Below are 24,161 nucleotides of genomic sequence, written 5' to 3' on the forward strand. Positions count from 1 at the left end.
AAAAGCAAGCTAATGAAGATCCGCTCGACTTGCATGTATTAGGCACGCCGCCAGCGTTCGTCCTGAGCCAGGATCAAACTCTCCAATAAAGAGTTATGAGTTAGCTCATAAAGTTAAAACGTTGGCTAGTGATCATCTATATAATAGAAGTCACTATAAAATATTGTTTGTTGACGCTTGTTTGTTTAGTTTTCAAAGAGCAATTGAATTGGAGCGGGTGATGGGAATCGAACCCACTACATCAGCTTGGAAGGCTGAGGTTTTACCAGTAAACTACACCCGCATATAAAGTTAAGTTTCTGAATGGTCGGGAAGACAGGATTCGAACCTGCGACCCCTTGGTCCCAAACCAAGTGCTCTACCAAGCTGAGCTACTCCCCGATATCAAGAAAAAATATAATGGCGCGCCCGAAAGGAGTCGAACCCATAACCTTCTGATCCGTAGTCAGACGCTCTATCCAATTGAGCTACGGGCGCGTATGTGTTTGATAGCAACTTTTATATCTTACTACATCCAACAACGGATGTCAACATCTTTTTTTGGTGCGGCCGAGAGGACTTGAACCTCCACGGGGTTGCCCCCACTAGGCCCTCAACCTAGCGCGTCTGCCATTCCGCCACGACCGCAAAACATGACAGGATAATATCTTAACCAATTTCAGCTTATTAATCAAAGGTAATTAATGGTGCGGGTGAAGGGAGTCGAACCCCCACGCCTTGCGGCGCCAGATCCTAAGTCTGGTGCGTCTGCCAATTCCGCCACACCCGCATATTAATATAGAAAGTTAATTTCGCTGTCGCGAGATTAAGGCTTTCGCGAAAAAATCATGGTGAGCCATGAAGGACTCGAACCTTCGACCCTCTGATTAAAAGTCAGATGCTCTACCGACTGAGCTAATGGCTCGAAAATGGCTGGGCTAGATGGATTCGAACCAACGCATGACGGAGTCAAAGTCCGTTGCCTTACCGCTTGGCTATAGCCCAATAAAATGGCGGTCCCGACCGGGATCGAACCGGCGATCTCCTGCGTGACAGGCAGGCATGTTAACCGCTACACCACGGGACCAAATGATAATTTCAAAGGTTGATTGTTTTCATTTACACTGTCGAGAAAAATCTTGGTGACCCCTACGGGATTCGAACCCGTGTTACCGCCGTGAAAGGGCGGTGTCTTAACCGCTTGACCAAGGGGCCATATTAAAATGTTCTGGCGGAGAAGGAGGGATTTGAACCCTCGCGCCGGTTACCCGACCTACACCCTTAGCAGGGGCGCCTCTTCAGCCTCTTGAGTACTTCCCCATACATAAAATTAATGGCTCCGCAGGTAGGATTCGAACCTACGACCGCTCGGTTAACAGCCGAGTGCTCTACCACTGAGCTACTGCGGAAAATTATTAATTGTTTCCTGAGAAACCTCTTTAGAAAACTGTGTTGTTGTCTTGTCGACTCTTACTATTATAAGAAGGCGCCTAGTAAAAGTCAAGAAGGTTTTTAAGAAGTTTTTTATTTTCTTTTAAAACCTGTGCCTACAGCTATTCTACAGTCATTTCTCTCACTTTGACAAGCTTTCCTCGGCATTTCCCGCAAACATATTTCAAAGTATTAATTGACCTTTTACGACGATACATCAATTTGCAATTGCTGCATTGATAGAAAAGGATCTTCTGTTTCGACTTTCTTTTTTTCACATCCGGAAGAACGGAACAAAACCTGGGAGCGCCAACCTCTTTTAACAAATCCCTAAAATCCTTATCCCTGTGCTTATAACCCTTCCCCTCTAAGTGAAGGTGATAATGGCAAAGCTCATGCTTAATGATTCCGATCAATTCCTGTTCGCCTAGCTGCTCGAAATACTTCTTGTTTATTTCAATGTTATGGCTGCGCAGCATATAACGGCCTCCAGTTGTCCTGAGCCTTGGATTGAAAAATGCTTTATGCCGGAATGGCTTATGAAATTGTTCTGCGGATATTTTAACAATTAAGTCGTGTAACTCTTGATCTGTCATCATGATAAAACGCCCGCCTTTTGTAGAAACATGACAACCCATTATAGCATATATTAATGATACCTTTTCACGTATTATCTTAAGGAGGTATTTTTATGCCCGTGTGGTTCCAAAATCAAATGAAACGAGCCTTTTATGAAAAAAATCGTTATCAAATCAAACTTTTAAATCAATGCTGGTTTTTTTATAGAAATAAACAAGAGTATTGAAATAGGTTAACTAAGTTATTTTTTTTAAATCATTCAGAATGGTTTGTCTTATAAAAAAACTGCAGAGAACCTACTCTGCAGTCTTTCCGCTTTACGCTTGTTCTGGCTTTAGCATCGTCAATGCTACTCGCCCTTTTTTCTGGTCGACACTGTCTACCCAGACAGTTACAACATCCCCTACCGAAACGATATCCATTGGATGCTTAACGAATCTGTTGCTTAGCTTTGAGATATGGACTAAACCGTCCTGCTTTACGCCAATATCGACGAACGCGCCGAAGTCGACTACGTTACGGACTGTTCCCTGAAGCTCCATTCCTGCTTTTAAATCCTCAAGCTTTAGTACGTCTTTCTTCAGGAGCGGAGCCGGCAGCTCGTCACGCGGATCTCTTTCCGGCCTTACTAATGCGTCAATAATATCTTTAAGCGTCAGCTTGCCGATGCCAAGCTCGTCCGCTGTCTGTTCGATATTAATTTTAGCAAGGGCTTCTTTAAGAGCCGGAGTTCCTAAGTCACTTTTTTTGAAGCCAAGGCTATCGAGGAGCTGCTTCACCTCTCCGTAGCTCTCTGGGTGGATACCCGTCCTGTCCAATGGATCTTTCCCATCGATAACGCGCAGGAATCCGATTGCCTGCTCATACGTTTTTGCACCGAGACGCGGAATTTTCTTCAGCTGCGCACGACTAGTGAATTTACCTTCTTCCTCACGCTTTTTAACGATGTTGTTGGCCACTGTTTTTGAAAGGCCAGATACATATTGCAATAAAGAAGATGAAGCTGTATTAACATTGACCCCTACCTGGTTAACCGCTGTCTCAACAACAAATGTCAGTTGGTCAGATAGCTTCTTTTGGCTGACATCATGCTGGTACTGTCCGACCCCGACTGATTTCGGATCAATTTTAACGAGCTCTGCCAAAGGATCCTGAAGACGGCGCGCGATGGAGACAGCACTTCTTTCTTCTACCTGGTAGTTCGGGAATTCTTCGCGGGCAATGTCTGATGCTGAGTAAACACTTGCTCCTGCTTCATTGACAATCAAGTAAAAGATTTCTTCATCTAATTCCTTCAGAATTTCCGATACAAACTGTTCCGTTTCCCTTGACGCTGTTCCATTTCCGATTGCGACCATTTCCACTTTGTAATCCTTAAGGACTTTAATGAACTTCTCGCGGGCTTCCGTACTTTTCGAGCTAGAAGTATGAGGATAGATTACCCCTATTGACAGCACTTTTCCTGTTTCATCAACCGCTGCCAACTTACAGCCTGTCCTGAATGCAGGGTCTACACCAAGGACTACTTTCCCTTTTAACGGCGGCTGCAGAAGTAATTTGCGCAGGTTTTCAGAGAAAATATGAATCGCTTGCTCTTCACCTTTTTCCGTCAGCTCATTCCTGATTTCCCGTTCAATGGACGGCTGGATCAGGCGCTTATAAGCATCTTCTATCGCTTCCATTACTGAAGACGCTGTTACTGCATGACCTTTTGCGATCCATTTCCGCTGTAGATAATTCATAATCAGGTCTGTTTTTGGCTTAATCGAAACTCTTAAGAGTTCCTCTTTTTCACCGCGATTAAGCGCTAGAATCCTGTGGGGCACTACTTTGTTGACTGGTTCCGCGTATTCGTAGTACATCTCATATACTTTTTTCTCATCCAGTTCTTCGTTCTTCACGGAGGATTCGATTACTCCGGATTTAAAGGTTTCGTTCCGGATCCACTTTCTGCTGTCCGCATCATCGGAAACCATTTCAGCGATGATATCCTTGGCACCGGCGATCGCATCCTCTACAGACTCCACACCTTTTTCGTCTGATAAAAATTCACTCGCCTTATCTTCAAGACTGCCGTTAACGGGAAACTCCAGCATCCATTGAGCTAGCGGTTCAAGACCCTTCTCTTTAGCAACAGTCGCTTTCGTTCTTCTTTTCTGTTTATACGGGCGGTATAGATCCTCTACTTCCTGGAGCTTGATCGCCTTTTCAATGCTTGCTTTCAGTTCGTCTGTCAGCTTTCCCTGTTCTTCGATGAGCCTGATGACTTCTTCTTTTCGCTGCTCTAAGTTCTGTATGTATTGCCATCTTTCAACTATGTCACGAATTTGCACTTCATCAAGCGCGCCTGTCATTTCTTTTCGGTAACGGGCAATGAATGGCACGGTATTCCCCTCGTTTATCAAAGAAATGACACTTTGTACCTGTTTAGCTGTTAATGATTGCTCTTTGGCAATGATTTTTACGTATTGATCCTGCTTTTCCATTGTTTGAGTCAAGAGACAATCCTCCATAATCTTTATTGATATTACTTGTCACTCATTACAGTGTACCAAAATCGGCAGAAGCTTTACAGTGACTATAGGATTTCAACGATCCTGTTGTTTGGTAATTCAAGGATGGGATTTGGACCTTGATGCTTCGTTTGCTTATGATTCCTTTTTGACAAAAATACTAGGACATAGATTGTTCTATGGTTGGTCACTCTTCAGCAATCAAGCAGCCATTTGGGCTTATAGAATCATTCTATGGGCCCTTTTCCGCACCTTAGGCACCCATTTGGGCTTATAGATTTATCCTATTTGCCCTTATACCATTTCCTAACCACCATTTAGGCAATTCATATATTTCCCTTTTCCGCTCTCCAATCAGTTATCAGCCCATTGCTTTAGTCCCATCTCTTCTATACAAAAACAAAAAGAAGCCCACCGGCTATAGTAGACTTCCCACAATAAAAGTTGCATCATCCATTGAATTTGCATATTCGCTTTTAATTTGTTCTGCGATGGCACCAACTGAGCGATACCCCTTCAATATTGTTTTAGCGCCGTGGATATTGTCAAAACCGTCTGAGTAGATCAGGAATTTTGATTCCGGTTCAAAAACAAATCTCTGAGTATGAAATACCTGGGGCTTTCCTGACAGGTATCCTGTTACTGGAAGCGGGTATGTCAGTTTGCCATTTGGCGAGTAAAGGAAGAATCGGATATTCCCGACGCAGCTGTAGACGAATTCATGGGTTTCAAAGAAGACCTTGAAAATCGAAACCGCTGCTCCCCTTTTTTGCACCAGGATATTGTTACAGTATTTCATGAGAGTATCAACATCTTCGTGATGGTGCTGCTCTACTACAGCTACAACTGCCGCAGAAGCTTCATGGGCGTATTGTCCAGACCCTAATCCATCAGCCACCACACAGACAAAATATTCATCGGTGGCAGTAAAGAAGTAACTGTCACCGCACTCTAATTTACCTTCTTTAATTGTCTGGTAAGCGTAAAGTTCTATTTTGTCTTTAAACTGTTGGATCATGTAATATACTCCGAATTATTGTTTTCTGCATGGATTGCTTCTTGAAGTTTCTTGATCGCCCTTCTTTGAAGCCTTGATACGTGCATCTGCGAAATCCCAAGCTTGTCTCCTGCTTCCTTCTGGCTCAGGTTATCAAGGTAGGTATATTGGATAATTAACTTTTCGCGGTCGCTCAGGACATGAAGGACCTTCTCGAGCACCATTCTTTGATTGATTTTTTCATAGCCTTCATCAATATTTCCAACGATATCTAACAGAGTGACTGTACCTCCATCAGAATCGGCTTCAATAGAATGGTCGACAGACAACGCCTGGTAGCTTTTGCCCATTTCCATCGCTTCCAATATTTCTTCCTCAGAAACTTGAAGTACTTCGGCAATTTCGTCCACTCTTGGAGAACGGTGCAGCTGGGTAGTCAAATCTTCGACGGTCGTCTTGATTTTCGGGCCAAGCTCTTTTATCCTGCGCGGAACGTGAACGCTCCACGTTTTATCTCTTAAGAATCTTTTAATTTCACCAATGATGGTCGGAACAGCAAATGCTTCAAAGCTTTTGCCAAACGTTTCATCATATCTTCGGATTGCTCCTAAAAGTCCGATCATCCCCACCTGGAAAATATCCTCGTGGAACGACCTTCCTTTTGAGTACTTCCTCGCAATAGTTTCAACCAGGTTTTGATAATTGAGAACCAGCTCATTTTGGGCGTCCGCATCCTCATGCAGCTGGTAAGCTTTGATTAATTGATTAATCTCTTCTTTTGGCCGTTGCTTAGGTTGAGATTGTCTCTGCATCTCTCTCCACCTGCTCTCCTTCTCGGTACTTGGTCATAAAGACCGTGACGCCCTCTTTGTGATGAATTCGAACCTCATCCATTAAGGTTTCGATCAGATACAGTCCCAAGCCTCCTTCGCGAAGGAATTCGACAGAACTATTCTGATCATACGGACCAAGTCCCTGGCGTGCTGAATGGAAATCAAAGCTCTGGCCATTATCGGCAACCATTACCTCTAGCTTGTCTTCATACAATCCAAAACCGATGATGACTTCGCCGTTCTCATTATTTTTATATGCATGCTGTACCGCGTTCGTACAAGCTTCACTCGTAGCAATTTTCAAATCTTCAATTTCGTCGTACGTGAATCCCATACGGCTGGCAATTCCGGAAAGTGTCAAACGGATGACACCCACGAATTCCGGTTTAGCCGGGATTTTCATTTCAATATAATCAAATGACTGGTTCATTGCACTCCACCCTCAATCTGGCTGTTTATATCGATAATATCGGCCAAGCCGGTGATTTCGAAAAGCCGCTGCAATCGTTCGGATAAGCCGACGATTTTGAACTCTCCGTTATGGGCCCGGACATTTTTAAATACTCCTACAAATACTCCAAGCCCAGTACTATCCATATAATTGACCTCAGAGAGATCAACAACCATCTTTACGCCTTCTTTTTCGGATAAAGGGAAAAGCTTTTCACGAAGCTGTGGAGCTGTATATGCATCAATTTCACCATTCACTTTAACTGCTAACACGGATTCTGTTTCTTTAACATCTATCGAAATATTCATAATTGACCCACCCTTTACAATTCAATTGCCTTTTAGATTTACCCGGTTCGGAACTCAATTAAACATCTCTTTTTAAAATAATTAAGGTAAAATCATCTCGCAATTGGAAATGCTGAAGTTTTTCGAGTTCCCTAAAGATATTATTGACAATTTCCTGAGCATTTAAGTGAATATATTTATTTATATATCCGATTAAAGTTTCCTTTTCGATGAATCCTTCTTCCGTCCTGCATTCAGTTACTCCGTCAGACATCAGGATGACCATATCCCCTGGATGGATCTCTTTTTCATACTGGATGTACTTCGTACGCTTGTCGACGCCGAGCAGCAAGCCTCTTGCTGTCAGCTCTGTAAATTCCTTCGTAACGGAATCATAGTAGAATCCAGGTTCATGTCCTGCTGAAGCATAGTAGAAAATATTGTTTACAGGATTAAACATTCCGTAAAACATCGTGATGAACATGCTTGGATCAACGTTCTGCTCAACGACCCTGTTCAAGTTCTCCAAAATGCTGCTAGGATCAAGCCGGTTTTCTGGCAAACTGTCCATCGCATACTTAATCATGGACATACATAGCGCAGCCGGGATCCCTTTTCCAATAACATCCGCAATCGCGACACTTATATTATTGTTTTCATCTTGGACAAAATGGAAATAGTCCCCGTTCATGTGCTTGGCAGGCACGCTGATCGCACCGATATCCAAACCTGGCACAACCGGAATCTTCGTTCCAAGCAATGTTTGCTGAACATTGGCAGCAATCTCCATTTCGGATCTTAACTCCTCTTGCTGATGCCTTAAGCTCTGGTGCTCTCGATAAGCAATGCCATAGCCGATCATCACTTCGAGGAGGATGTCAAAGGAATGCATGATATCTTCTGGAAGTTCAGGATACATCTCAAGAAGCAAGCTTTTATGCACGCTGATGATTTCTTCCGGTGCGATTTTGTGTTCAATCGACTTCCGGCTGAATTTCTGCCCTGCATACAAAGCCTGTTCGGATTGCTCTTTAATGTAATTGTCAAGAATATCCCGATACTTTGATTCCATCATTTCTCGGAATTCCATACTGTTTCCCCCTATCGGAGCCATTTAGATGCTCTTATCTGTGTTCCTTGTCCTGGAGATGACTCAATATCAAATTCGTCCATGAGTCTTTTTACTCCCGGAAGGCCAGCTCCTAGTCCTCCTGATGTTGAAAAGCCATCTTCCATTACCTGGCGTATTTCTCTTATTCCTGGGCCGCTATCCACTGCATTGATTCGCAATCCCGCTTTTCCGCCGTCATAAAGTTTATCGATGCATATCTGTCCTTTTCCGGCGTACAGGTATATATTTCTGGCCAACTCACTAATGGCGGTGGTGATTCTGGCTTGGTCAACTGTGCCAAACCCCAGCTCTTTCGCAACATTTCGCCCAAGCTGGCGTGCTGCTACGATGTCCCATTCATTTATAATCGTAACGCAGGATTGGATGTCCATTCATCTATTCCCCCAATTCCTGTTGTAATTTCTCCAAACCTTTTTCTAAATCTAATGCAGTTAGGACATCATCAAGACCGATTCCTAATTCAATTAGCGTTATGGCAACAGCAGGCTGGATTCCTGTAATGACTACAATCGCGCCCATAAGCTTGGACATATTGATTACATCCCCAAGCACCTTGGCGATAAATGAGTCAATAAAATCGATTGAGGTAAGATCAATGACAACACCATTCGCGCTTGTCTCGTGTATCTTATGGAGCAAATCCTCTTGAAATTGAAGAGCAGTCTGATCGTCAAGCTCCCATTGAATGGAAACCAAAAGACAATCATTCAGCTTAAGGATAGGTATTCTCACTTTGCTCCCCCCGTTGAAACAATTTTTTTATTTGTCAGCTCAAGGGCTGCTTCAATTCCTTTTTTCAAATTATTCTTCGTCGTAAACTGGTTCAAATCGATGCCAAGATTTACGATCGTCTGTGCAATTTCCGGACGAATTCCTACGAGCATGCACTTCGCCCCAATCAGCCTCACCGCATCTGCTGCCTGGATGATATGGTGGGCTACCATTGTATCAACAACCGGTACACCAGTAATATCTATAAGAACAACCTCTGAACGATGCTTAACCGCACCTTTCAAAAGATTTTCCATGATTTGTTTCGCACGTTCTGTATCAATTGTACCAACCAAAGGCATTACTGTAATTCCTTCAAAGACAGGAATCAATGGAGCGGAAAGCTCCTGCAAGGCTATTTTCTGCAAGGAAACCGTTCTTTCCCAGGTCGATGAATACACACTGACGATTTCATTGTTCATCGGCGTAGCCCAGCGGTCGAACTCGTACACAATGTCCATTTGGTTTTCCTTCGTTACGATTCCTTCTTCCTGCATGCCTTCAAACACGATCAAATTAAAGGTATGAAGTCCCTTTGTAACGAATGTCAAAGGCCAGCCTAACCTGACCACTTTTTCAGCAAAATCCGTCAGCCTGTTCGTATATTCCTCGTTCGTCCCCTTGAAGTTTGAGATGAGCAAATCGATGAATTCCTTGCTGGTCGAAACAAAGACCCGATCAGACACAAGGCGGACCACTCGCTCATCTGCCTCTTCCTTCGTTCTATTTATCCATTCATCCTGTATCTGCTGCTTATGAGACTGAATGTAATTCGATATTGTTTGGTTCATTTCATCCTCCCCATTCTATCACACAAAAATTATACAATACCCTCATCCGGACAACTGTAAACCAAATTTAAAAATGTAAAACAATATTCATAAATTTAAGTTAATATATATATCCATTTAATGATAACAGTTTTCTTTCGTCAAATAAAATCAACTTGTCGACAGGATGTCTGCAATTTCGCATGACGCTTTTTTAATATTCCTTAAAAGGGAACTTTCTATTTTAACGGACACAAATTACTGTTGATTTTTATCCGAATTCACCAGAGACATATAAAAAAAGAGACAAGCGACCAGCTCGTCTCCACACAGAACACATCCGTTTTTATTTTTTTTTGGTTATGTAAAAGGCCTGCAGACAGGCCCCATGCTTCTGGTTACAAAAAAACGCTCTATTACAGAGCGTGCTTTTAATTAAAATTCAATAAGACCTAAACTTACCTGAAGGGCTTCATCCACTTTTTCCATCATTTCGTCATCGAGATGAGTAATTTTATCGGTTAGGCGCTGTTTGTCGATTGTGCGAATTTGCTCCAATAAGATAACCGAGTCTCGTTCAAAACCGTACCGCTTCGCATCAATTTCAACATGAGTTGGAAGCTTTGCTTTTTGGATTTGAGCTGTGATCGCTGCGATAATGACTGTGGGACTGAACCGATTCCCGATGTCGTTTTGGATGACCAGCACAGGGCGTACACCGCCTTGCTCTGAACCAACAACTGGGGATAGGTCTGCAAAATAGACGTCACCACGTTTGACAATCAAGGGATTATCCTCCGCTGACTAGACGTTCAACTGTGTGTTCTGCCTCGTATTCTGCTTGAAATGCTTCAGATGCAATGGTCAGATTAATTTTGGCCATTTCCATATAGCCTCGTCTCATGGATTCGCGAATTTGTCTCTTTTTCTTCTCACGCAAATACATTTTTGTAGCCTGATAAATAAATTCGCTGCGGTTTACGTTTTCTTGCTTAACAAACCCATCTAATTCACTTAAAAGATGCTGCGGTAACTTAACCAAAATCTCAGTTGTTGCGCTGGATTCAGACACAAACATACACCTCCACCATCATCACTACATACCGTTATTAAGTTCTTTATCTCTCTACCATTTCTAATCTTATCACTATTTATGCCAGATGCAAAGGCTAATCAGCAATTCTTCTGTATTATCCGCCAAAAAAATAGTGTTTTATGCATGAATAAACAGGACTGTTAATTATTGTATCTAAATCTGCCATCTCTAGTATGCATTAACGCTTTATAGCAGGGAATTGTTCAGTTCCACTACTTTTCCGTCCTGCTTATATAAGCGCGGCACCCGCGAGGAAATGATGCAGGGAACTTCATAATTGATCGTTTCCAGCTTATTTGCTATTTCGTTGATGGAGATTGTTTCTTCTCCTTGTTCGCCAATTAGGGTGGCAATCTCCCCTGCCCGAACCTCGTATGGCAGCTTCACCATACATTGATCCATGCAAATGCGCCCGATGATCGGCGACCTTTTTCCATCCACTAATACTTCCTGGCCTTGAAGCCTGCGTATCCATCCATCAGCATACCCAATCGGAAGTGTCCCTACCCAAATATCTTCAGCCGCTTCATAGGTTGCACCGTAGCTTACTTTTTCACCTTTTTCCAGCTTCTTTACATGAACGAGCCTGGAATGCAGGGAAAATGCCTCCTGCAGCTCGACCGGCAATTCAGGTGCTATTTCCATTGAAGGCGCCAATCCATACATCGCGATTCCAACCCTCACCGCGTTGAAGCGGGCATCTGCGTGCATCAGAGCAGCGGCACTATTGCTGCTGTGCACGACCGGCGGCTGCTTGTCCAGAGTGGTGAGCATATCTTTGAACTTCGAGAGCTGCCGCTTAAAATACGTATCATCCATTTCATCCGCAGTGGCAAAGTGCGTATAGATCCCGTGAAGTTCGAGCCTCGAATCTTCTTTAATCAGTTTTTCTATCGATTTCAGTTCATCCGCAGAACGAATCCCGATTCGGCCCATGCCTGTATCTATTTTTATATGAAGTGAAATCGAGGCATCCTTACTAAGGACATCGCACGCTTTTGCCAGCCATTCCTCCTGGAAAACAGTGAGAATAATCCCTTCCTCTGCAGCAATGTTGACATCCTCCGCCCTGCTTGCGCCGAGCACCAGGATTGGTGCTGAAATCCCCTTTTTCCTTAAAGCAAGCGCCTCGTCCATAAAAGCAACAGCCAGCATCGAGGCTCCCGCTTCAAGGGCCGCTTCAGCTGTCTGCGAATCGCCATGTCCATATGCATTCGCCTTTACAACCGCAATAAACTCGACATCTTCAGGCAGATGCTCCCTGATCGCCTTTACATTGGCCTTGATGCGATCCAAATCCACCTCGGCCCACGTATCGCGGTAAAAAAATCCTTGCTCCTCCACCGAAAAACCACTTCCTTCAATCCGTACGTTATTTTTATTGTTTTATTATCAAACCGATACAACGCAATGTCAAATGGATAATATATATAGATTTTTCAAGGAGGAACTTCGCGGGAGAGAACCGGGATCAGACGAAGATTTCGATTTATTCCTGAAAAATTAAATATATTCCTTAAAAACGGATTATATTCCTTAAAAAATGGTTTTTATTCCTTAGAATTCAGATTATATTCCTTAGAACCAGATTATATTCCGAAGCCCAGAACAAAAAGCGCAAGCGCCTCGTTCAGCCCCGACAAGCGCTGGAGGGCCGACCGGTGAAGTCGTTCTTTGACTTCATTGGGCGGACCGAAGCGACTCGAGGGGCTAGGCGCTGGAGCTGGATTAAGAAGACTACATATAGTTATCCACAACTAAATAATTTTATAATTTCCTAAAGAATAAAAAAAACAGGCTCAGGTTGCTCTGAGCCTGCATCCGATTTATTATTTTTCCATATCAGCCAATACCGATTTCGCTACCATTTCCAGCTCCTCCGGAGATAAGTCCGCTGAAGCCAGCATATAGTCTACTCCGAGGTGAGTCCAAGAAATTGAATTTTCACTCATAGCACCGATTGTAAAGCCCAGATCAACCGGTTTTCCAGTCATGTTAATTGCAGATGACATCGCAGGCATTGCGTCTGCTTTTTCCTGAATCAGTGTGAATGATTTGTCGCCGTCATATGTCAGGACAACACGCTTACCGTTATCGGTCGCGATTTCCTTTTCATCAATCAAGGTCACGCCAGGGATTTCAGCCATTGGGTATTTCACAGTGAATTCTTTATCATTCACATCGGCCATAACCGGCACCTCTAGCTGAGCACCTGTCATGTTCTTTTTCATATCAAATGCATCTTTATCAAAGCTTGCATCGAATTTCACGTTAGAGAATTCAACCGTCACCAGGGCATTGCGGTCCGGATCCATCACCTTCACACTTACTGGTGACAGGTTCTTTTTATTCAGCTTGATCTCCTGGATCGGAAGCATCTTATTGTTCTGATACCTTGTTTTCGTTTCGAAAACGTAATGATCTTTCGTTGCTGAGAACTTCGCTTGCTTATCCTCGAGGATATCCATGATTAAAGATTCGTAAAGGTAAGCCTGGCTGCTGTTTTTCGGCCAGTCGCTCTGGAAGCGGAAGCTCTTGTTCAGCGCTGGTGTCAGAACAAAGACTCCTTCTTCATTCCTCAAGATCATCTGGCTTTGGTCTTTCTGGGCATTCTTCAAGTTGACACGGTAGAAGGACGGATCTTTATGCCAAATCTCCACTTCATACACTTGCGGCTCCGTACCCATTTGCAACGTCATTTTTGCATTAGCCTTGTAACTCTTTAAATCATTGAGCGTTCCATCCAACTCCTTAACCACAGATTCCTGTGATTTTGTACCGCAGGCAGCCAGAGCAAAAATAACCATGAGCCCGGCGAGAAGCAGCAACAACCTTTTCTTCATTCTTCCAACCCCTTTTAGTCTCATTTAAACGTGTAAAGGGAAAGAAAGGACAGGAATAAGACACTGACTGCAAATTACTTGAGTGGTCTTTCTGCAGCCATGTTCCCGCCGCCTAGCCTTGTCTCCCTTACTGCATTATGAATATATGAGACAACCTGGGCGAATATGCCCCCGGGACCCGACAAGCATTTAAATTTTTTCAATTATCACCTGTGCAATAGCGTATTGTTCACTGTGTGAGATCGTGAGGTGAACCCCCTCCATAAACGGCCTTGTCACGATTGGCCGGCCATGGATGTCGTTTTCGATTTCAATATCCATAAATGATAATTCCTTGCCGATACCAGTACCCTTCGCTTTTGAAAAAGCCTCCTTCGCCGCCCAGCGGCCTGCAAGGAATTCAACGCCTCTCCGTTCATTATATTGATTGAAGACAGTCTTCTCTTTTTCCGTGAGCACCCGGTCAGGAAAACGAGGCTGAGATTCAACAAGCTTCCTGATCCGGCCAATTTCTATAATATCAATTCCAGTTCCGACGATCATTTTATCGACTTCCTTCTAAAAAAGATGGATGGTGCATACAAAATATTGTACAACTATTGCGGATTAGGGCTATCCTTAAAACTAGGACTTTAATCACTTAACATTGCCCGATTATTTATATAAGAACACAGGAGGTTTAGCATGTTTACGAGGACCGAAAGTTTACGCGACTTCATCCGGTTTTACCCTATCGTTTCAGTAATTATCTCAATCCACATCTTATTATATTTGGCGACAGCAGTACCAGTCTTCCCGAGTAGATATCTGTTCGAACAGCTTTCAGGGGTAAATTTATACATCGTTAACGGCGAGTATTGGCGTATTGTCACACCGATTTTCATGCATGGCGGCTTTGCCCACATGCTCTTCAACAGCTTTTCGCTCGTCTTGTTTGGACCTGCGCTGGAACAATTGCTGGGAAGAACGAAATTCATTTTGATATACTTAGCAACAGGCATAGCTGCAAATATCGCAACGCTTATTCTCGAGCCGCTCACCTATACACATGTCGGTTCAAGCGGGGCAATCTTCGGCCTATTCGGCTTCTATATCTCCATCATCGTTTTCCGGAAAGCCATGCTCTCCCGGGAAAACTCACAGACAATCATGACCATTGCCATCATCGGGGTGATCATGACCTTTGTCCAATCTAACATTAATATCACTGCCCACATTTTCGGCTTGCTGGCAGGCTTCCTGATTGGCGCTGCATCTTTTAAAAAAAATAGCTAAAAAAGTATTAAAAAAGCGCCTGATTGGCGCTTTTTCTTTTGTCTCTGATAAATCTGCTGATTTCCGTTCCAGGCGTTTCGCTTTCCGCGGAAGAATTATTACTCATTCTTCTTGGCAGCACCGGGAGCCTTACTCTGCGGTTTCATGGGAATACCAGTGATAAATCGACTCGGCATCCTTTTTCTCCACATCAATCACCTTGCCGCCAGCACCGCCGTGGCCTGACTTCACGATTGCCTCAACGGTTGCCAGCTTCTTATTACGTTGAAAAAAACTTTCTTTGACACTGAAGGATTGGACTTTATTTTTCCTCATATAAACCGTGTTCTTCACGATACTGCGGTAACGGAAGGTCAGCATTCCATGATCGAGGCTCCAGCCTGTGTCCTTGTAGTTCAAAAATGACCACAGCGCCGAGACCGCCAGCAAGACAAGCGTTCCATATCCCCATGGCCTTAAGAACCAGATGGCCGCGATGATGATCGGAAGCACGAACAGCCAGCCTTTGAATAAGTACCGGACATACGCCCGCGACGGTGCAGGGATTAAATCGACTCGGAAATGGTAATCTGTTAAATGTGGTTCGAGCAAACCCGGTATCTTCTTTTTTTTCACGATTGGAAGGATGATTACCCTCGAGCTCTCCTGGTCTAATGCAGAGCCTCCCGCGCTTTCCACGTATGCAGATGCATAGCCTAGCGGCTGCCTGATCAGGTTCTCACTGATGCGGATCGCCTGGATCCGGTTCAATGGAATCGTAAATTGCCGCTTCTCCAGCAATCCTCTCGTAATGACAAGGTCATTATCCACTTTCCTTACGGTAAAATTGGCGTATTTAAGCATAGTGCCAAACAACGCGATCACCCACGCCAGCAAAAATCCTGCAAAGACCACAACGCTGACAAAGACGACTCCGCTTTGGACAAAATGTTCTACTCCATCAAAAATCTGTTCATATGGAATGAACTCCTCAAATTGGAACACAAACGCAAGTACCGCAGAAATGACGACCCCCACTCCCCCTGAAGTAGTCGCGAGCATCAGCAGTTCTGTTGCAGACATTTTATAAAGAATATCATCGCGCGTTTCCTGTTCCTGATTCTCGTCTTCCGGTACGGCTCTTTTCTTTATTGAAATTAAGTAGTCATGGATTTCTTTTGCTTCCTGTTTCGTGATCGCCGTCAGGACTGCCTCTCCATCTTGAAGCCCCATGCCGCCGGATCCAGCAGTTTCTACCTTCACCTTAACAAGGCCGAACAGCCGCTGTAAAATCCCTTCCGATAAATCGAGGCTTTGAATCCGATCGAATGGGATATACCGTTTCTTCCGGATAATCAATCCATATTCAATCCGAAGCTCACCTTGTTCTATCCGGTATGTAAATCGGTACCATGTAAGTACTCCATAGACAAAAATTAGGACGACCGCTCCAATCGAACCATAAAAATAAAACAGGTCCCAATTTGTTCCCCTGCTGCCGAACACGACGAAAACCAAAAACGGGATGATCAGTTCTTTCAGCTGGCGAAGGGCATTGACAACAGCGGCGATCGGGTGAAGTCTTTTCGGTTCAGACATCTTCATCCGCCACCCTTGCCAGCCTTGAGATCGAAGTCCTCAGGCTTTCTGCTTCCTCCATATCAAGCGCCGGTATTTCGTGCACCGTCGCGGCAGTCGATATCGTAACCGTCGATAATTTATATTTTCTTAACAGAGGTCCCTGCTGGGTATCAACATGCTGAACACGGATCATCGGAATAAGTGTTTTCTTTATGATGAAAACTCCGTATTGCAGTTCAATCTCCTGCTCCCTAACCTCATAGCGCCATCGTTTCCAGCGCAATGTTGGCAACAAGATGATAAATAAATAGCTATATACAGCAGCAAACCCCAAAGCTGCACCAATAATCCAATAAGGCCAATCAAAAAAAACCGTAATAGTGGTCAAACCGCCTGCCAATAGCCAAACCACAAGGGTATGGATGCAAGCAGATATTTTCCAGACAGTTAAAGCCCGCTCGGAAATACGCTTCTGCGGTTCAGAAATCGTCATAAAGCATCCTCCTGCTTTTCCAATTAATAGCACCTTCTAAGTATACAACATGAACACTTTCGTTGGGCATTAAATTGGGGAGAATGTGCTTTTCATCTTTAAGTGCCTCTGCAGATGCCGGCAACACCTGAAATTAAGTGCCCTCTATAAATGCTTGGCAACACCTGATATTTGTGAATAGCTCAGGTGCCACTTTACCACACTAAAATTGACGAATTACACGGGTCCCTTGCATCAATCGAATTAATATCGAATTATTTAAGCAGGAAGCTGCTTCCGTCAATCTTTTCAATTCCCGGTGATTGTTTTAAATCCTCCGCAAGCTTGAATAAGGCAAGGTCTTTCTTTTTCGCTTCAATCATGCAGTGGATTTCTGGGACTGAACCTTTAATTCCATTCAGGAAATCCATGAACATGTTCACATCCACGTATTCAGCATGGGCTCTGAATTCCTTTTCAGACCGGGGGCTGGAAATATGCATTTTCACGGGCAGCTTCGAATGCTCCCATGTACCAACGACCCGCTCCCACTGGTCCTCCCAATTTATAACCTCATGGTGAGCCAGGTGGTGATGGTAGTCGAACACGAGCGGAATCCCCAATTTTTCGCAAAGATAAAGCGTGTCATGAAGTGTGAACGACGTATCATCATTCTCGAGAATGATCATATTCTGCAGCCTTGTGGAAATCAAGCCCCAGTTATGGATGAACTGTTCAAGCGCTTTGTCCCTGTCATCATAAACACCGCCGACATGCAGGACACAGCGGTGCTCCGGATCGATATCCATCCCCTTTAACAACGCATGGTGCATCCCCAGTGTTTTCACCGAATTATTCAGAATGTCTGTTTTCAGGGTATTCAACAGGACAAAGTGGTCCGGATGGAAATCAACACGCATCGGATTCTCATGTAAAAATTCCGCTATATCTTTGAGTGGATTTTTCAAAGCACGCATATACTTCCAATCCAAGAGTTCTTCATGGTTTGCAAGCGGAATCAGCCTCGAGCTCAGCCTGAAAAAATGAATCTCATTTGCCTTGCTATGCCTCAAAAGACGCAAGCAATTTTCTAAGTTTGAGACAGCAATCCTTTCAAGCTTGTTAATTGCTCCCTCGCGATCCTTGATTGTCTGGAATTGCTTGAACGTCATCGTCTGTGAAGGCGATGCATTTTTCAGCTCCTCACTCATTGCCACATAACCAAGCCGTATAATCGTCATCGCATACACCCCACTCATTTTTTAGGTAGTATGCCCAAGTATCATCTTTTTTCTGAGGTATTCACTCTGTTTAGGTACGGGGGAATTGGAAAAAATCTTCGATAATTACCAGTTCGCTAAATAATGAGGTATTTTCGCAAGATTCTCGTGTGCTTTCGCAAATTTATACGTTTTTTTGCCTGAATCCTTCTCATTTTCGCAAGATTTTCGGAAGCGGGCCCTAAAAGTGGTGATGACAACATAAAAAATCCCCGGTTCATTAAAAACCAGGGATTTTCATCAATTTATTTATCTTGGTGATCTAGACTTAAAGCCGCCGCCTTCTCTGCTGCCGCCGGAGCGCTTAGCGCCGCCAGATCTTGGCTTCAAAGGTGGTTTCTTGCGTCCGCCGCCGCCGCTGTTAGAATCGTATCTTCTGCGGTCCTGCGGTTTTTTGTTTCTGTTTGGAAGAGGCTTTTCCTCTGTTAGCTTGACAGGAGACATATCCGGCTCTTTTGTCAGCATTTTAAGCACAGAAGCAACAACAGTTGTTGCATCATGGTTTCTTAACAATTCATCCGCTGCCTGACGGTAGTACTGCAGGTTGTTGGCTTCGATTGTTGACATGATTTTTTCAATGACTGCTTTTTGCTGGCCTTCTAAAGCTTCATCCATTGTTGGAGCTTTCAGCTTTTCCATACGGCGCTTAGTTGTTCTTTCCACTACCTGAAGGTAAGATTGCTCTCTTGCCGTAACGAAAGTGATGGCCATACCTGTTTTTCCTGCACGTCCAGTACGTCCAATACGGTGAACGTAGCTCTCTGGATCTTGAGGGATATCAAAGTTGTAGACGTGTGTAACGCCAGAAATATCCAAGCCACGAGCCGCTACATCCGTTGCAACAAGAACATCGATTGAACCTTCTTTGAACTTTCTTAATACTGACATACGCTTCGCCTGCGTAAGGTCTCCGTGGATTCCTTCTGCAGTATAACCGCGCAGGTTTAATGCTTCAGAAAGCTCATCTACCCGGCGCTTTGTGCGGCCGAAGATGATAGACAATTCTGGAGATTGAATATCAAGAAGTCTTGTTAGGACATCAAATTTATTCTTTTCCTGAACTTCAACATAGAACTGTTCGATTGAAGGGACAGTCATTTCTTTGGCTTTAACGCGAACGATTTGCGGATCCTTCATGAAACGCTCAGCAATTTTCTGGATTGGGCCAGGCATTGTAGCAGAGAACAACAATGTTTGACGTTCGCCAGGAATTTTAGCCAAGATTTCTTCGATATCTTCGATAAAGCCCATGTTCAGCATTTCATCTGCTTCATCAAGGATGACAGTTTCAACGTTGCTTAGGTCAATTGTCTTCCTGTTGATATGGTCAAGCAGACGTCCTGGTGTTCCGACGATAATGTGTGGGCCTTTTTTCAACGCGCGAATTTGACGGCTGATATCCTGTCCGCCGTAAATTGCAAGGACGCCTACTCTCTTGCCAGCACCAATTTTATATAATTCTTCAGAAACCTGGATTGCCAATTCACGTGTTGGCGCAATGATGATTCCCTGAATATTGTGGTTTTCTTTTTTGATCTTCTCAACTAGAGGGATACCGAACGCTGCAGTCTTACCAGTACCTGTCTGTGCCTGGCCGATTACATCTTTGTTTTCAAGGCTGATCGGAATTGTTTGTGCCTGAATAGGAGTTGCTTCCTCAAATCCCATATTCTTTACAGCTTTTAATGTTGCGGGGCTAATGCCCATCTCTTGGAACATTGTCAACTTTGCTCATTCTCCTTTATATTCACATTTACTTTTGTCCAGTTTCGGCTCCTAGCCTCTCGAGTCGCTTGTTTAGTATCGCCTCCTAGAAACTCCGAAACTTCAACTCCGCCGTCAGAAGCAAAAAGCGCTTCTTTGTCGGAGTCTCCAGTTTCTGCGTTTCTGGGCAGTCGGCTACACATATCGATTTCGGTCCATCCGCTGAAGTCAAAGAACGACTTCAACTGCTGGCCCTCCAGCGCTTGTCGAGGCTGAACAGTCGCCTACACTTTTCGTTATTTTAAGTGGCTGTTTAAGTATGATCCAAACCATTTCTGATTCTGGTAAGTTTATTGTACCGTTATGGCAAAATAGGTGCTCGCACCTTGGTTTTAAGCAGGGCTGAATCAGCATTGTAATTAGTACGCTGAAGCACAGAACCTGAAATATTAGCAAAAAAAGACATTCTCCAAACACGGGAGTATGTCCGCTTAAAGGATTTTCTCAGATAGACACTCAATATTTATCATACCATCTTTAGGAAAGAAAAGCAATTTTTGCGGAATTGACTTAGCTGCCAATGCCTTCTCTTTGCATTGAGGTTAAAAAAACATAAACTTCCTCGAAAAGCTGTTCCTTTTCATCACAGTGACAGATCAGATGTTTGGAGTTTTTATAAAAAATCAGCCGTTTTTGTGCTGACCCAATATTTTCATATAAATATTGGGCACTTTTGGGAGGAACGATTCCATCGCTCTCCCCCTGTGCTATTAATGTTGGGACCTTTACATCATTGAGAACAGGCTTAATTTTATTAACGAGCCTGCGAAACTGCAAGGTAGCGGTCATGGGTGTTTCTTTAATTTTTCGCTTATAACGCCTGAATAGTTCATTTTCTTTCAGTTTTCCTTTAACTGTATCCCTCATCATTTCCCTCACGTCGATGGCGAGCTGCTTAGGGTTCACATAATAGGCAGCAGCGCTAAGCAACACGAGTTTTTCAACCGGATATATCGATGCAAGATAGCTTGCAATCAATCCACCCATCGAAAAACCAACGACATAAACAGTATCACATTCCTTCAAGAGCGCCTTCAGTTCATTTTCGGCATGGCCGATCCACTGATCATAGGTGATGCCTCGTAAACTGAGCTCCTCACCGTGTCCGGGAAGCGTGGGAACAGCTATTTTCCAATCAGTTCTTTCTTTTAACGACCTGGCCAGGGGCTCTACTTCAAATGGTGCCCCGGTAAATCCATGGATTAAAAGACAACCTATCATAACCAATCACCCATTAGTTTTTCTCGTATTTAATCTTTCCCCATTTTAAATCATTTAACCCTTAAATTCCTACAATATCGACTCCGATTAAATCGCAAAAAAGATGTCCTGTTGTGGACATCTTTTAGTAGCTCTATTGAATACCTTTTCACAGCACTTTCATTAGTTCGACCACTGAGGCTTATTTTTGCAGAGATTGGACTACTTCTTCAAGCGCCATTCCGCGTGAAGCTTTTACAAGGACGATTGTTTCATCGGTTACATACTTTTTCAGTTCGCTGCTTAATGCGTGCTTATCCTGGAATGCAAAGACTTTTTCTTCTCCCAGTACCTCTTTCGCACCCTTTGCGATCGATTCGCTGAGCTTGCCATACGTGAATACGTAATCGATTTTCCCGGTATCAAGGGCAGAACCCACTTTGTAATGATACTCTTCCTCCAGAGGTCCAAGCTCGAGCATATCGCCGAGCACGAGAATTTTCCTGCTGTAGCCCGAAAGATTGGCGACCAAGTCAATCGCTGCATTCATAGAAGTTGGGCTGGCATTGTAGGCATCATTGATGATTTTCTCGCCCTGGGCACCCTCAGAAAGCTCCATTCTCATATTTGTCAGCTTCAAGCTCGCAAAACCATCATTCATTTTTCCAAAAGGAACACCAAGGAACTCTGCTGCAAGCATTGCTGCAAGCGCGTTTAAAATATTATGGTTTCCGAGAACAGGAAGATAGAAAGTATCATCGCATTGATTCGTTTTAAACTTGTTTCCATTTTCGATCGGCTCAACACTGACAGGATACATGTCATTGTCATGGCTCGCACCGAAAGACTTCAGCTGGCCTTGCCCATCATAGTCCGCCAGCCTTTCCTGAAGCAGCGGCTCATCTCCATTAAAGATAATCAGTCCGTTATTTTTCAGTCCGGCGATAATTTCAAGCTTCGCATCAGCGATAGCTTCGCGTGATCCGAGATCCAGGAGATGGGACTCGCCAATGTTTGTGATGATGACGGCATCAGGACGGCCCATTTCTGTTAAAAATTCAATTTCTCCCTTGCTGCTCATGCCCATTTCAAGCACGGCAACCTCTGTATCTTCTCTTAAGCGAAGAAGAGTCAGTGGCAGACCAAGGTGGTTGTTGAAGTTTCCTTCGGTTTTCTGCACCTTGAATTCTTGCGCCAACAAATTCGCTGTCATGTCCTTCGTCGTCGTTTTTCCGTTGCTCCCGGTGATTCCGACCACTTTGATATCGAGCGAATTGCGGTAGCTTCTTGCCAGTTCCTGCAAAGCTATTGTCGTATCTTCTACAATAAGAATCGGCAAATCTTCAGGCGGGTTCGGTACATCCTTTTGCCATAAAGCGGCGGAAGCTCCGCCATTTTTGATGACATCCTCGACAAAATTATGGCCATCTGTCCTGGCTCCTTTAAAAGGAACAAACAAATTTCCTTCTTCAACCTTGCGAGTATCGATTGTAACTCCCTTTACGATTACATCAGAGAATTTGCTCACATCGTTCAAGGCACCTGCCATTTGAGCGATTTCTGATATTTTTTTTTGAATCATAATGATTTCCTCCCATGGACGGCAAAAATGAAGGAACACGGCTAAAGAAAGCAAGTTGCTTTCACTGGCCGTGTCTCCCTGTTGTAAAACTTTATGTGTTCCCTATTTTAGAAAGTGTACTTGATCTTCTGCTTTTCAGCGTGGCGTTCGATTGCGAGGTTCACCAATTTCTCGATTAGCTGCGGGTACTCAACTCCGGTATGCTTCCACAACAGCGGGAACATGCTGAATGGAGTGAATCCAGGCATTGTGTTAACTTCATTGATTAGAAGCTGGCCATCTTTTGTAAGGAAGAAGTCAGCACGGACAAGTCCTGAGCAATCCAATGATTTAAAGGCTGTAATCGCCATTTCTTTCAAATCTGCATACTGCTGCTCAGTGATTTCAGCCGGGATGATCATCGCTGTGTCGCCATCCTCATATTTTGCTTTGTAATCGTAGAAGTCTTTCTTTGGTACGATTTCCCCGACTACTGAACATTCAGGCTCATCGTTGCCGAGTACCCCGATTTCAATTTCGCGCGCGACAACACCTTGTTCAATGATGATTTTACGGTCAAATTGGAACGCTTCCTTGAAGGCTTCTTCAAGCTCCTGCTTGTTTGAAGCCTTGCTGATCCCCACACTTGAACCAAGGTTTGCGGGTTTTACAAAGCAAGGATAGCCAAGTTTTTCTTCAACGAGCGCATAGATTTTGTCGTTATCCTTTTCCCATTCACTGCGAAGGGCAGATACATAATCAACCTGAGGCAGTCCAGCCTGTGCAAAGACATTTTTCATGACGATTTTGTCCATGCCTGCAGCTGACGCAAGAACGCCATTGCCGACATAAGGAAGGTTCAATAATTCTAACAATCCTTGAACAGTTCCGTCCTCGCCGTTTGGCCCGTGGAGCAATGGGAAAATGACATCAAGTGTCTGGCTTGATTCGGCTCCGCCAGCCTGGAATAATGCGGGTGTAAATGAAGGAGTCGGCAAGTTTGAGCCATCAGAGAACTCAAGCGCCTTCACGTTTTCGGCAGGAGCGCTCAATTGAGATCCCTTGACCCATTCGCCTTCCTCCGTTATGTATATAGGATAAATCTCGAATTTTTCAAAATCCAATGCCTTCGTCACAGCCAAAGCTGTCTGCATCGATACTTTATGTTCAGCCGATTTGCCGCCATACAGCAGCCCGATTCTTGTTTTCATAGAAATAGACCTCCAATATGATTCACTTTGATTACAATCTAGCTCCAGTGCCAGGTTCTCCGGCACTTTCCGCTTATTATTTTACCACTTTATTTTTTAATAAAGTAATTGTTATCAATTTTTAATATTACGTCTCCAGCTATACTATTTCCTGTT

General features: G+C 43.9%; 25 protein-coding genes, 11 tRNA genes and 1 rRNA gene. 2 read left to right on the forward strand and 35 right to left on the reverse strand.

Annotated elements, in window-relative coordinates; genetic code table 11:
- The 13 genes from M3204_RS20080 to M3204_RS20140 all read right to left on the reverse strand — a co-directional run.
- A 16S ribosomal RNA gene (locus tag M3204_RS20080) occupies positions 1-89 on the reverse strand; the annotation flags it as partial.
- 120 nt (positions 90-209) lie between these two features.
- Positions 210-283, reverse strand: a tRNA-Gly gene (locus tag M3204_RS20085).
- Positions 284-304: 21 nt separating this feature from the next.
- A tRNA-Pro gene (locus M3204_RS20090) sits at positions 305-381 on the reverse strand.
- A 19-nt stretch (positions 382-400) separates the two neighbouring features.
- A tRNA-Arg gene (locus tag M3204_RS20095) sits at positions 401-477 on the reverse strand.
- 64 nt (positions 478-541) lie between these two features.
- Positions 542-627, reverse strand: a tRNA-Leu gene (locus M3204_RS20100).
- A gap of 57 nt (positions 628-684) precedes the next feature.
- Positions 685-769, reverse strand: a tRNA-Leu gene (locus M3204_RS20105).
- A gap of 59 nt (positions 770-828) precedes the next feature.
- A tRNA-Lys gene (locus tag M3204_RS20110) sits at positions 829-904 on the reverse strand.
- Positions 905-909: 5 nt separating this feature from the next.
- A tRNA-Gln gene (locus tag M3204_RS20115) sits at positions 910-984 on the reverse strand.
- A 6-nt stretch (positions 985-990) separates the two neighbouring features.
- Positions 991-1,066: transfer RNA gene (locus M3204_RS20120), tRNA-Asp, on the reverse strand.
- A 53-nt stretch (positions 1,067-1,119) separates the two neighbouring features.
- Positions 1,120-1,194: transfer RNA gene (locus tag M3204_RS20125), tRNA-Glu, on the reverse strand.
- Positions 1,195-1,208: 14 nt separating this feature from the next.
- Positions 1,209-1,299: transfer RNA gene (locus M3204_RS20130), tRNA-Ser, on the reverse strand.
- 14 nt (positions 1,300-1,313) lie between these two features.
- A tRNA-Asn gene (locus M3204_RS20135) sits at positions 1,314-1,388 on the reverse strand.
- Between the two features lie 144 nt (positions 1,389-1,532).
- Positions 1,533-2,006, reverse strand: coding sequence for a SprT family protein (locus M3204_RS20140; RefSeq protein ID WP_251487043.1), 474 nt, complete (start codon positions 2,004-2,006; stop codon positions 1,533-1,535).
- A gap of 95 nt (positions 2,007-2,101) precedes the next feature.
- On the opposite strand from M3204_RS20140, the gene cmpA reads away from it, so the two are divergent.
- Entirely contained in the window at positions 2,102-2,215 is a 114-nt protein-coding gene (gene cmpA / locus M3204_RS20145; protein WP_251486881.1) for a cortex morphogenetic protein CmpA, read from the forward strand.
- 91 nt (positions 2,216-2,306) lie between these two features.
- On the opposite strand, the gene M3204_RS20150 is transcribed toward cmpA, so the two are convergent.
- From M3204_RS20150 to acpS, 14 genes are all read right to left on the reverse strand, one after another.
- Positions 2,307-4,475, reverse strand: coding sequence for a Tex family protein (locus M3204_RS20150; RefSeq protein WP_251487047.1), 2,169 nt, complete (start codon positions 4,473-4,475; stop codon positions 2,307-2,309).
- Between the two features lie 445 nt (positions 4,476-4,920).
- Complete coding sequence (locus tag M3204_RS20155) at positions 4,921-5,520, reverse strand: PP2C family serine/threonine-protein phosphatase (RefSeq protein WP_251486884.1); 600 nt, start codon at positions 5,518-5,520, stop codon at positions 4,921-4,923.
- The gene (sigB, locus tag M3204_RS20160) at positions 5,517-6,311 is read right to left on the reverse strand and encodes an RNA polymerase sigma factor SigB (RefSeq protein ID WP_251486887.1); all 795 of its coding nucleotides are present in this window, start codon (positions 6,309-6,311) and stop codon (positions 5,517-5,519) included. Before sigB ends, M3204_RS20155 begins: the two co-directional genes overlap by 4 nt.
- The gene (gene rsbW / locus M3204_RS20165; RefSeq protein ID WP_167834254.1) at positions 6,289-6,762 is read right to left on the reverse strand and encodes an anti-sigma B factor RsbW; all 474 of its coding nucleotides are present in this window, start codon (positions 6,760-6,762) and stop codon (positions 6,289-6,291) included. The genes sigB and rsbW overlap by 23 nt, the downstream gene beginning before the upstream one ends.
- Entirely contained in the window at positions 6,759-7,091 is a 333-nt protein-coding gene (locus tag M3204_RS20170; protein ID WP_251486889.1) for an anti-sigma factor antagonist, read from the reverse strand. Before M3204_RS20170 ends, rsbW begins: the two co-directional genes overlap by 4 nt.
- A 58-nt stretch (positions 7,092-7,149) precedes the next feature.
- Positions 7,150-8,160: a PP2C family protein-serine/threonine phosphatase gene (locus tag M3204_RS20175; RefSeq protein ID WP_251486892.1), complete on the reverse strand. Its 1,011-nt coding sequence runs from the start codon at positions 8,158-8,160 to the stop codon at positions 7,150-7,152.
- Positions 8,161-8,171: 11 nt separating this feature from the next.
- Positions 8,172-8,573, reverse strand: a complete 402-nt coding sequence (locus M3204_RS20180; RefSeq protein ID WP_251486895.1) for an anti-sigma regulatory factor — start codon at positions 8,571-8,573, stop codon at positions 8,172-8,174.
- A 4-nt stretch (positions 8,574-8,577) separates the two neighbouring features.
- Positions 8,578-8,934, reverse strand: coding sequence for an STAS domain-containing protein (locus M3204_RS20185; RefSeq protein WP_125482177.1), 357 nt, complete (start codon positions 8,932-8,934; stop codon positions 8,578-8,580).
- Positions 8,931-9,764 carry an RsbT co-antagonist protein RsbRA gene (locus tag M3204_RS20190; protein WP_251486898.1) on the reverse strand — a complete coding sequence of 278 codons (834 nt, stop codon included), beginning with the start codon at positions 9,762-9,764 and terminating at the stop codon, positions 8,931-8,933. The genes M3204_RS20185 and M3204_RS20190 overlap by 4 nt, the downstream gene beginning before the upstream one ends.
- 414 nt (positions 9,765-10,178) lie before the next feature.
- Positions 10,179-10,529: a type II toxin-antitoxin system endoribonuclease NdoA gene (gene ndoA, locus M3204_RS20195; protein ID WP_041967053.1), complete on the reverse strand. Its 351-nt coding sequence runs from the start codon at positions 10,527-10,529 to the stop codon at positions 10,179-10,181.
- Between the two features lie 4 nt (positions 10,530-10,533).
- Positions 10,534-10,815 (reverse strand): CopG family ribbon-helix-helix protein, encoded by a 282-nt coding sequence (locus M3204_RS20200; RefSeq protein WP_207503024.1) that lies wholly within the window; start codon positions 10,813-10,815, stop codon positions 10,534-10,536.
- A gap of 210 nt (positions 10,816-11,025) precedes the next feature.
- Positions 11,026-12,183: an alanine racemase gene (alr, locus tag M3204_RS20205; RefSeq protein ID WP_251486901.1), complete on the reverse strand. Its 1,158-nt coding sequence runs from the start codon at positions 12,181-12,183 to the stop codon at positions 11,026-11,028.
- Positions 12,184-12,668: 485 nt separating this feature from the next.
- Positions 12,669-13,682 carry a LolA family protein gene (locus M3204_RS20210; RefSeq protein ID WP_251486904.1) on the reverse strand — a complete coding sequence of 338 codons (1,014 nt, stop codon included), beginning with the start codon at positions 13,680-13,682 and terminating at the stop codon, positions 12,669-12,671.
- Between the two features lie 189 nt (positions 13,683-13,871).
- A complete protein-coding gene (gene acpS / locus M3204_RS20215) occupies positions 13,872-14,225 on the reverse strand; it encodes a holo-ACP synthase (protein WP_251486906.1) in 354 nt (117 codons plus the stop codon).
- A gap of 141 nt (positions 14,226-14,366) precedes the next feature.
- Here acpS and M3204_RS20220 point away from each other — a divergent pair, with 141 nt between their 5' ends.
- Positions 14,367-14,957, forward strand: a complete 591-nt coding sequence (locus tag M3204_RS20220) for a rhomboid family intramembrane serine protease (protein WP_251486908.1) — start codon at positions 14,367-14,369, stop codon at positions 14,955-14,957.
- 129 nt (positions 14,958-15,086) lie between these two features.
- On the opposite strand, the gene M3204_RS20225 is transcribed toward M3204_RS20220, so the two are convergent.
- The 8 genes from M3204_RS20225 to M3204_RS20260 all read right to left on the reverse strand — a co-directional run bounded on the left by M3204_RS20225 (position 15,087) and on the right by M3204_RS20260 (position 24,005).
- Positions 15,087-16,535 carry a PH domain-containing protein gene (locus M3204_RS20225; protein ID WP_251486911.1) on the reverse strand — a complete coding sequence of 483 codons (1,449 nt, stop codon included), beginning with the start codon at positions 16,533-16,535 and terminating at the stop codon, positions 15,087-15,089.
- On the reverse strand, positions 16,528-17,010 hold the full coding sequence (locus M3204_RS20230; protein ID WP_251486913.1) for a PH domain-containing protein: 483 nt from the start codon (positions 17,008-17,010) through the stop codon (positions 16,528-16,530). Before M3204_RS20230 ends, M3204_RS20225 begins: the two co-directional genes overlap by 8 nt.
- A 254-nt stretch (positions 17,011-17,264) precedes the next feature.
- Positions 17,265-18,230 (reverse strand): UV DNA damage repair endonuclease UvsE, encoded by a 966-nt coding sequence (uvsE, locus tag M3204_RS20235; protein ID WP_251486917.1) that lies wholly within the window; start codon positions 18,228-18,230, stop codon positions 17,265-17,267.
- A gap of 288 nt (positions 18,231-18,518) precedes the next feature.
- A complete protein-coding gene (locus M3204_RS20240; RefSeq protein WP_285857080.1) occupies positions 18,519-19,994 on the reverse strand; it encodes a DEAD/DEAH box helicase in 1,476 nt (491 codons plus the stop codon).
- Positions 19,991-20,218, reverse strand: a complete 228-nt coding sequence (locus tag M3204_RS20245) for a hypothetical protein (RefSeq protein ID WP_251486920.1) — start codon at positions 20,216-20,218, stop codon at positions 19,991-19,993. The genes M3204_RS20240 and M3204_RS20245 overlap by 4 nt, the downstream gene beginning before the upstream one ends.
- A 325-nt stretch (positions 20,219-20,543) precedes the next feature.
- A complete protein-coding gene (locus M3204_RS20250; protein ID WP_251486923.1) occupies positions 20,544-21,254 on the reverse strand; it encodes an alpha/beta hydrolase in 711 nt (236 codons plus the stop codon).
- 181 nt (positions 21,255-21,435) lie between these two features.
- A complete protein-coding gene (locus M3204_RS20255) occupies positions 21,436-22,815 on the reverse strand; it encodes a UDP-N-acetylmuramoyl-tripeptide--D-alanyl-D-alanine ligase (RefSeq protein ID WP_251486927.1) in 1,380 nt (459 codons plus the stop codon).
- Between the two features lie 107 nt (positions 22,816-22,922).
- Positions 22,923-24,005 carry a D-alanine--D-alanine ligase gene (locus M3204_RS20260; RefSeq protein ID WP_251486929.1) on the reverse strand — a complete coding sequence of 361 codons (1,083 nt, stop codon included), beginning with the start codon at positions 24,003-24,005 and terminating at the stop codon, positions 22,923-22,925.
- Positions 24,006-24,161: the final 156 nt, after the last annotated feature.

It is taken from the genome of Mesobacillus subterraneus (assembly GCF_023715485.1).
GTDB classification, from domain to species: domain Bacteria; phylum Bacillota; class Bacilli; order Bacillales; family Cytobacillaceae; genus Mesobacillus; species Mesobacillus subterraneus_B.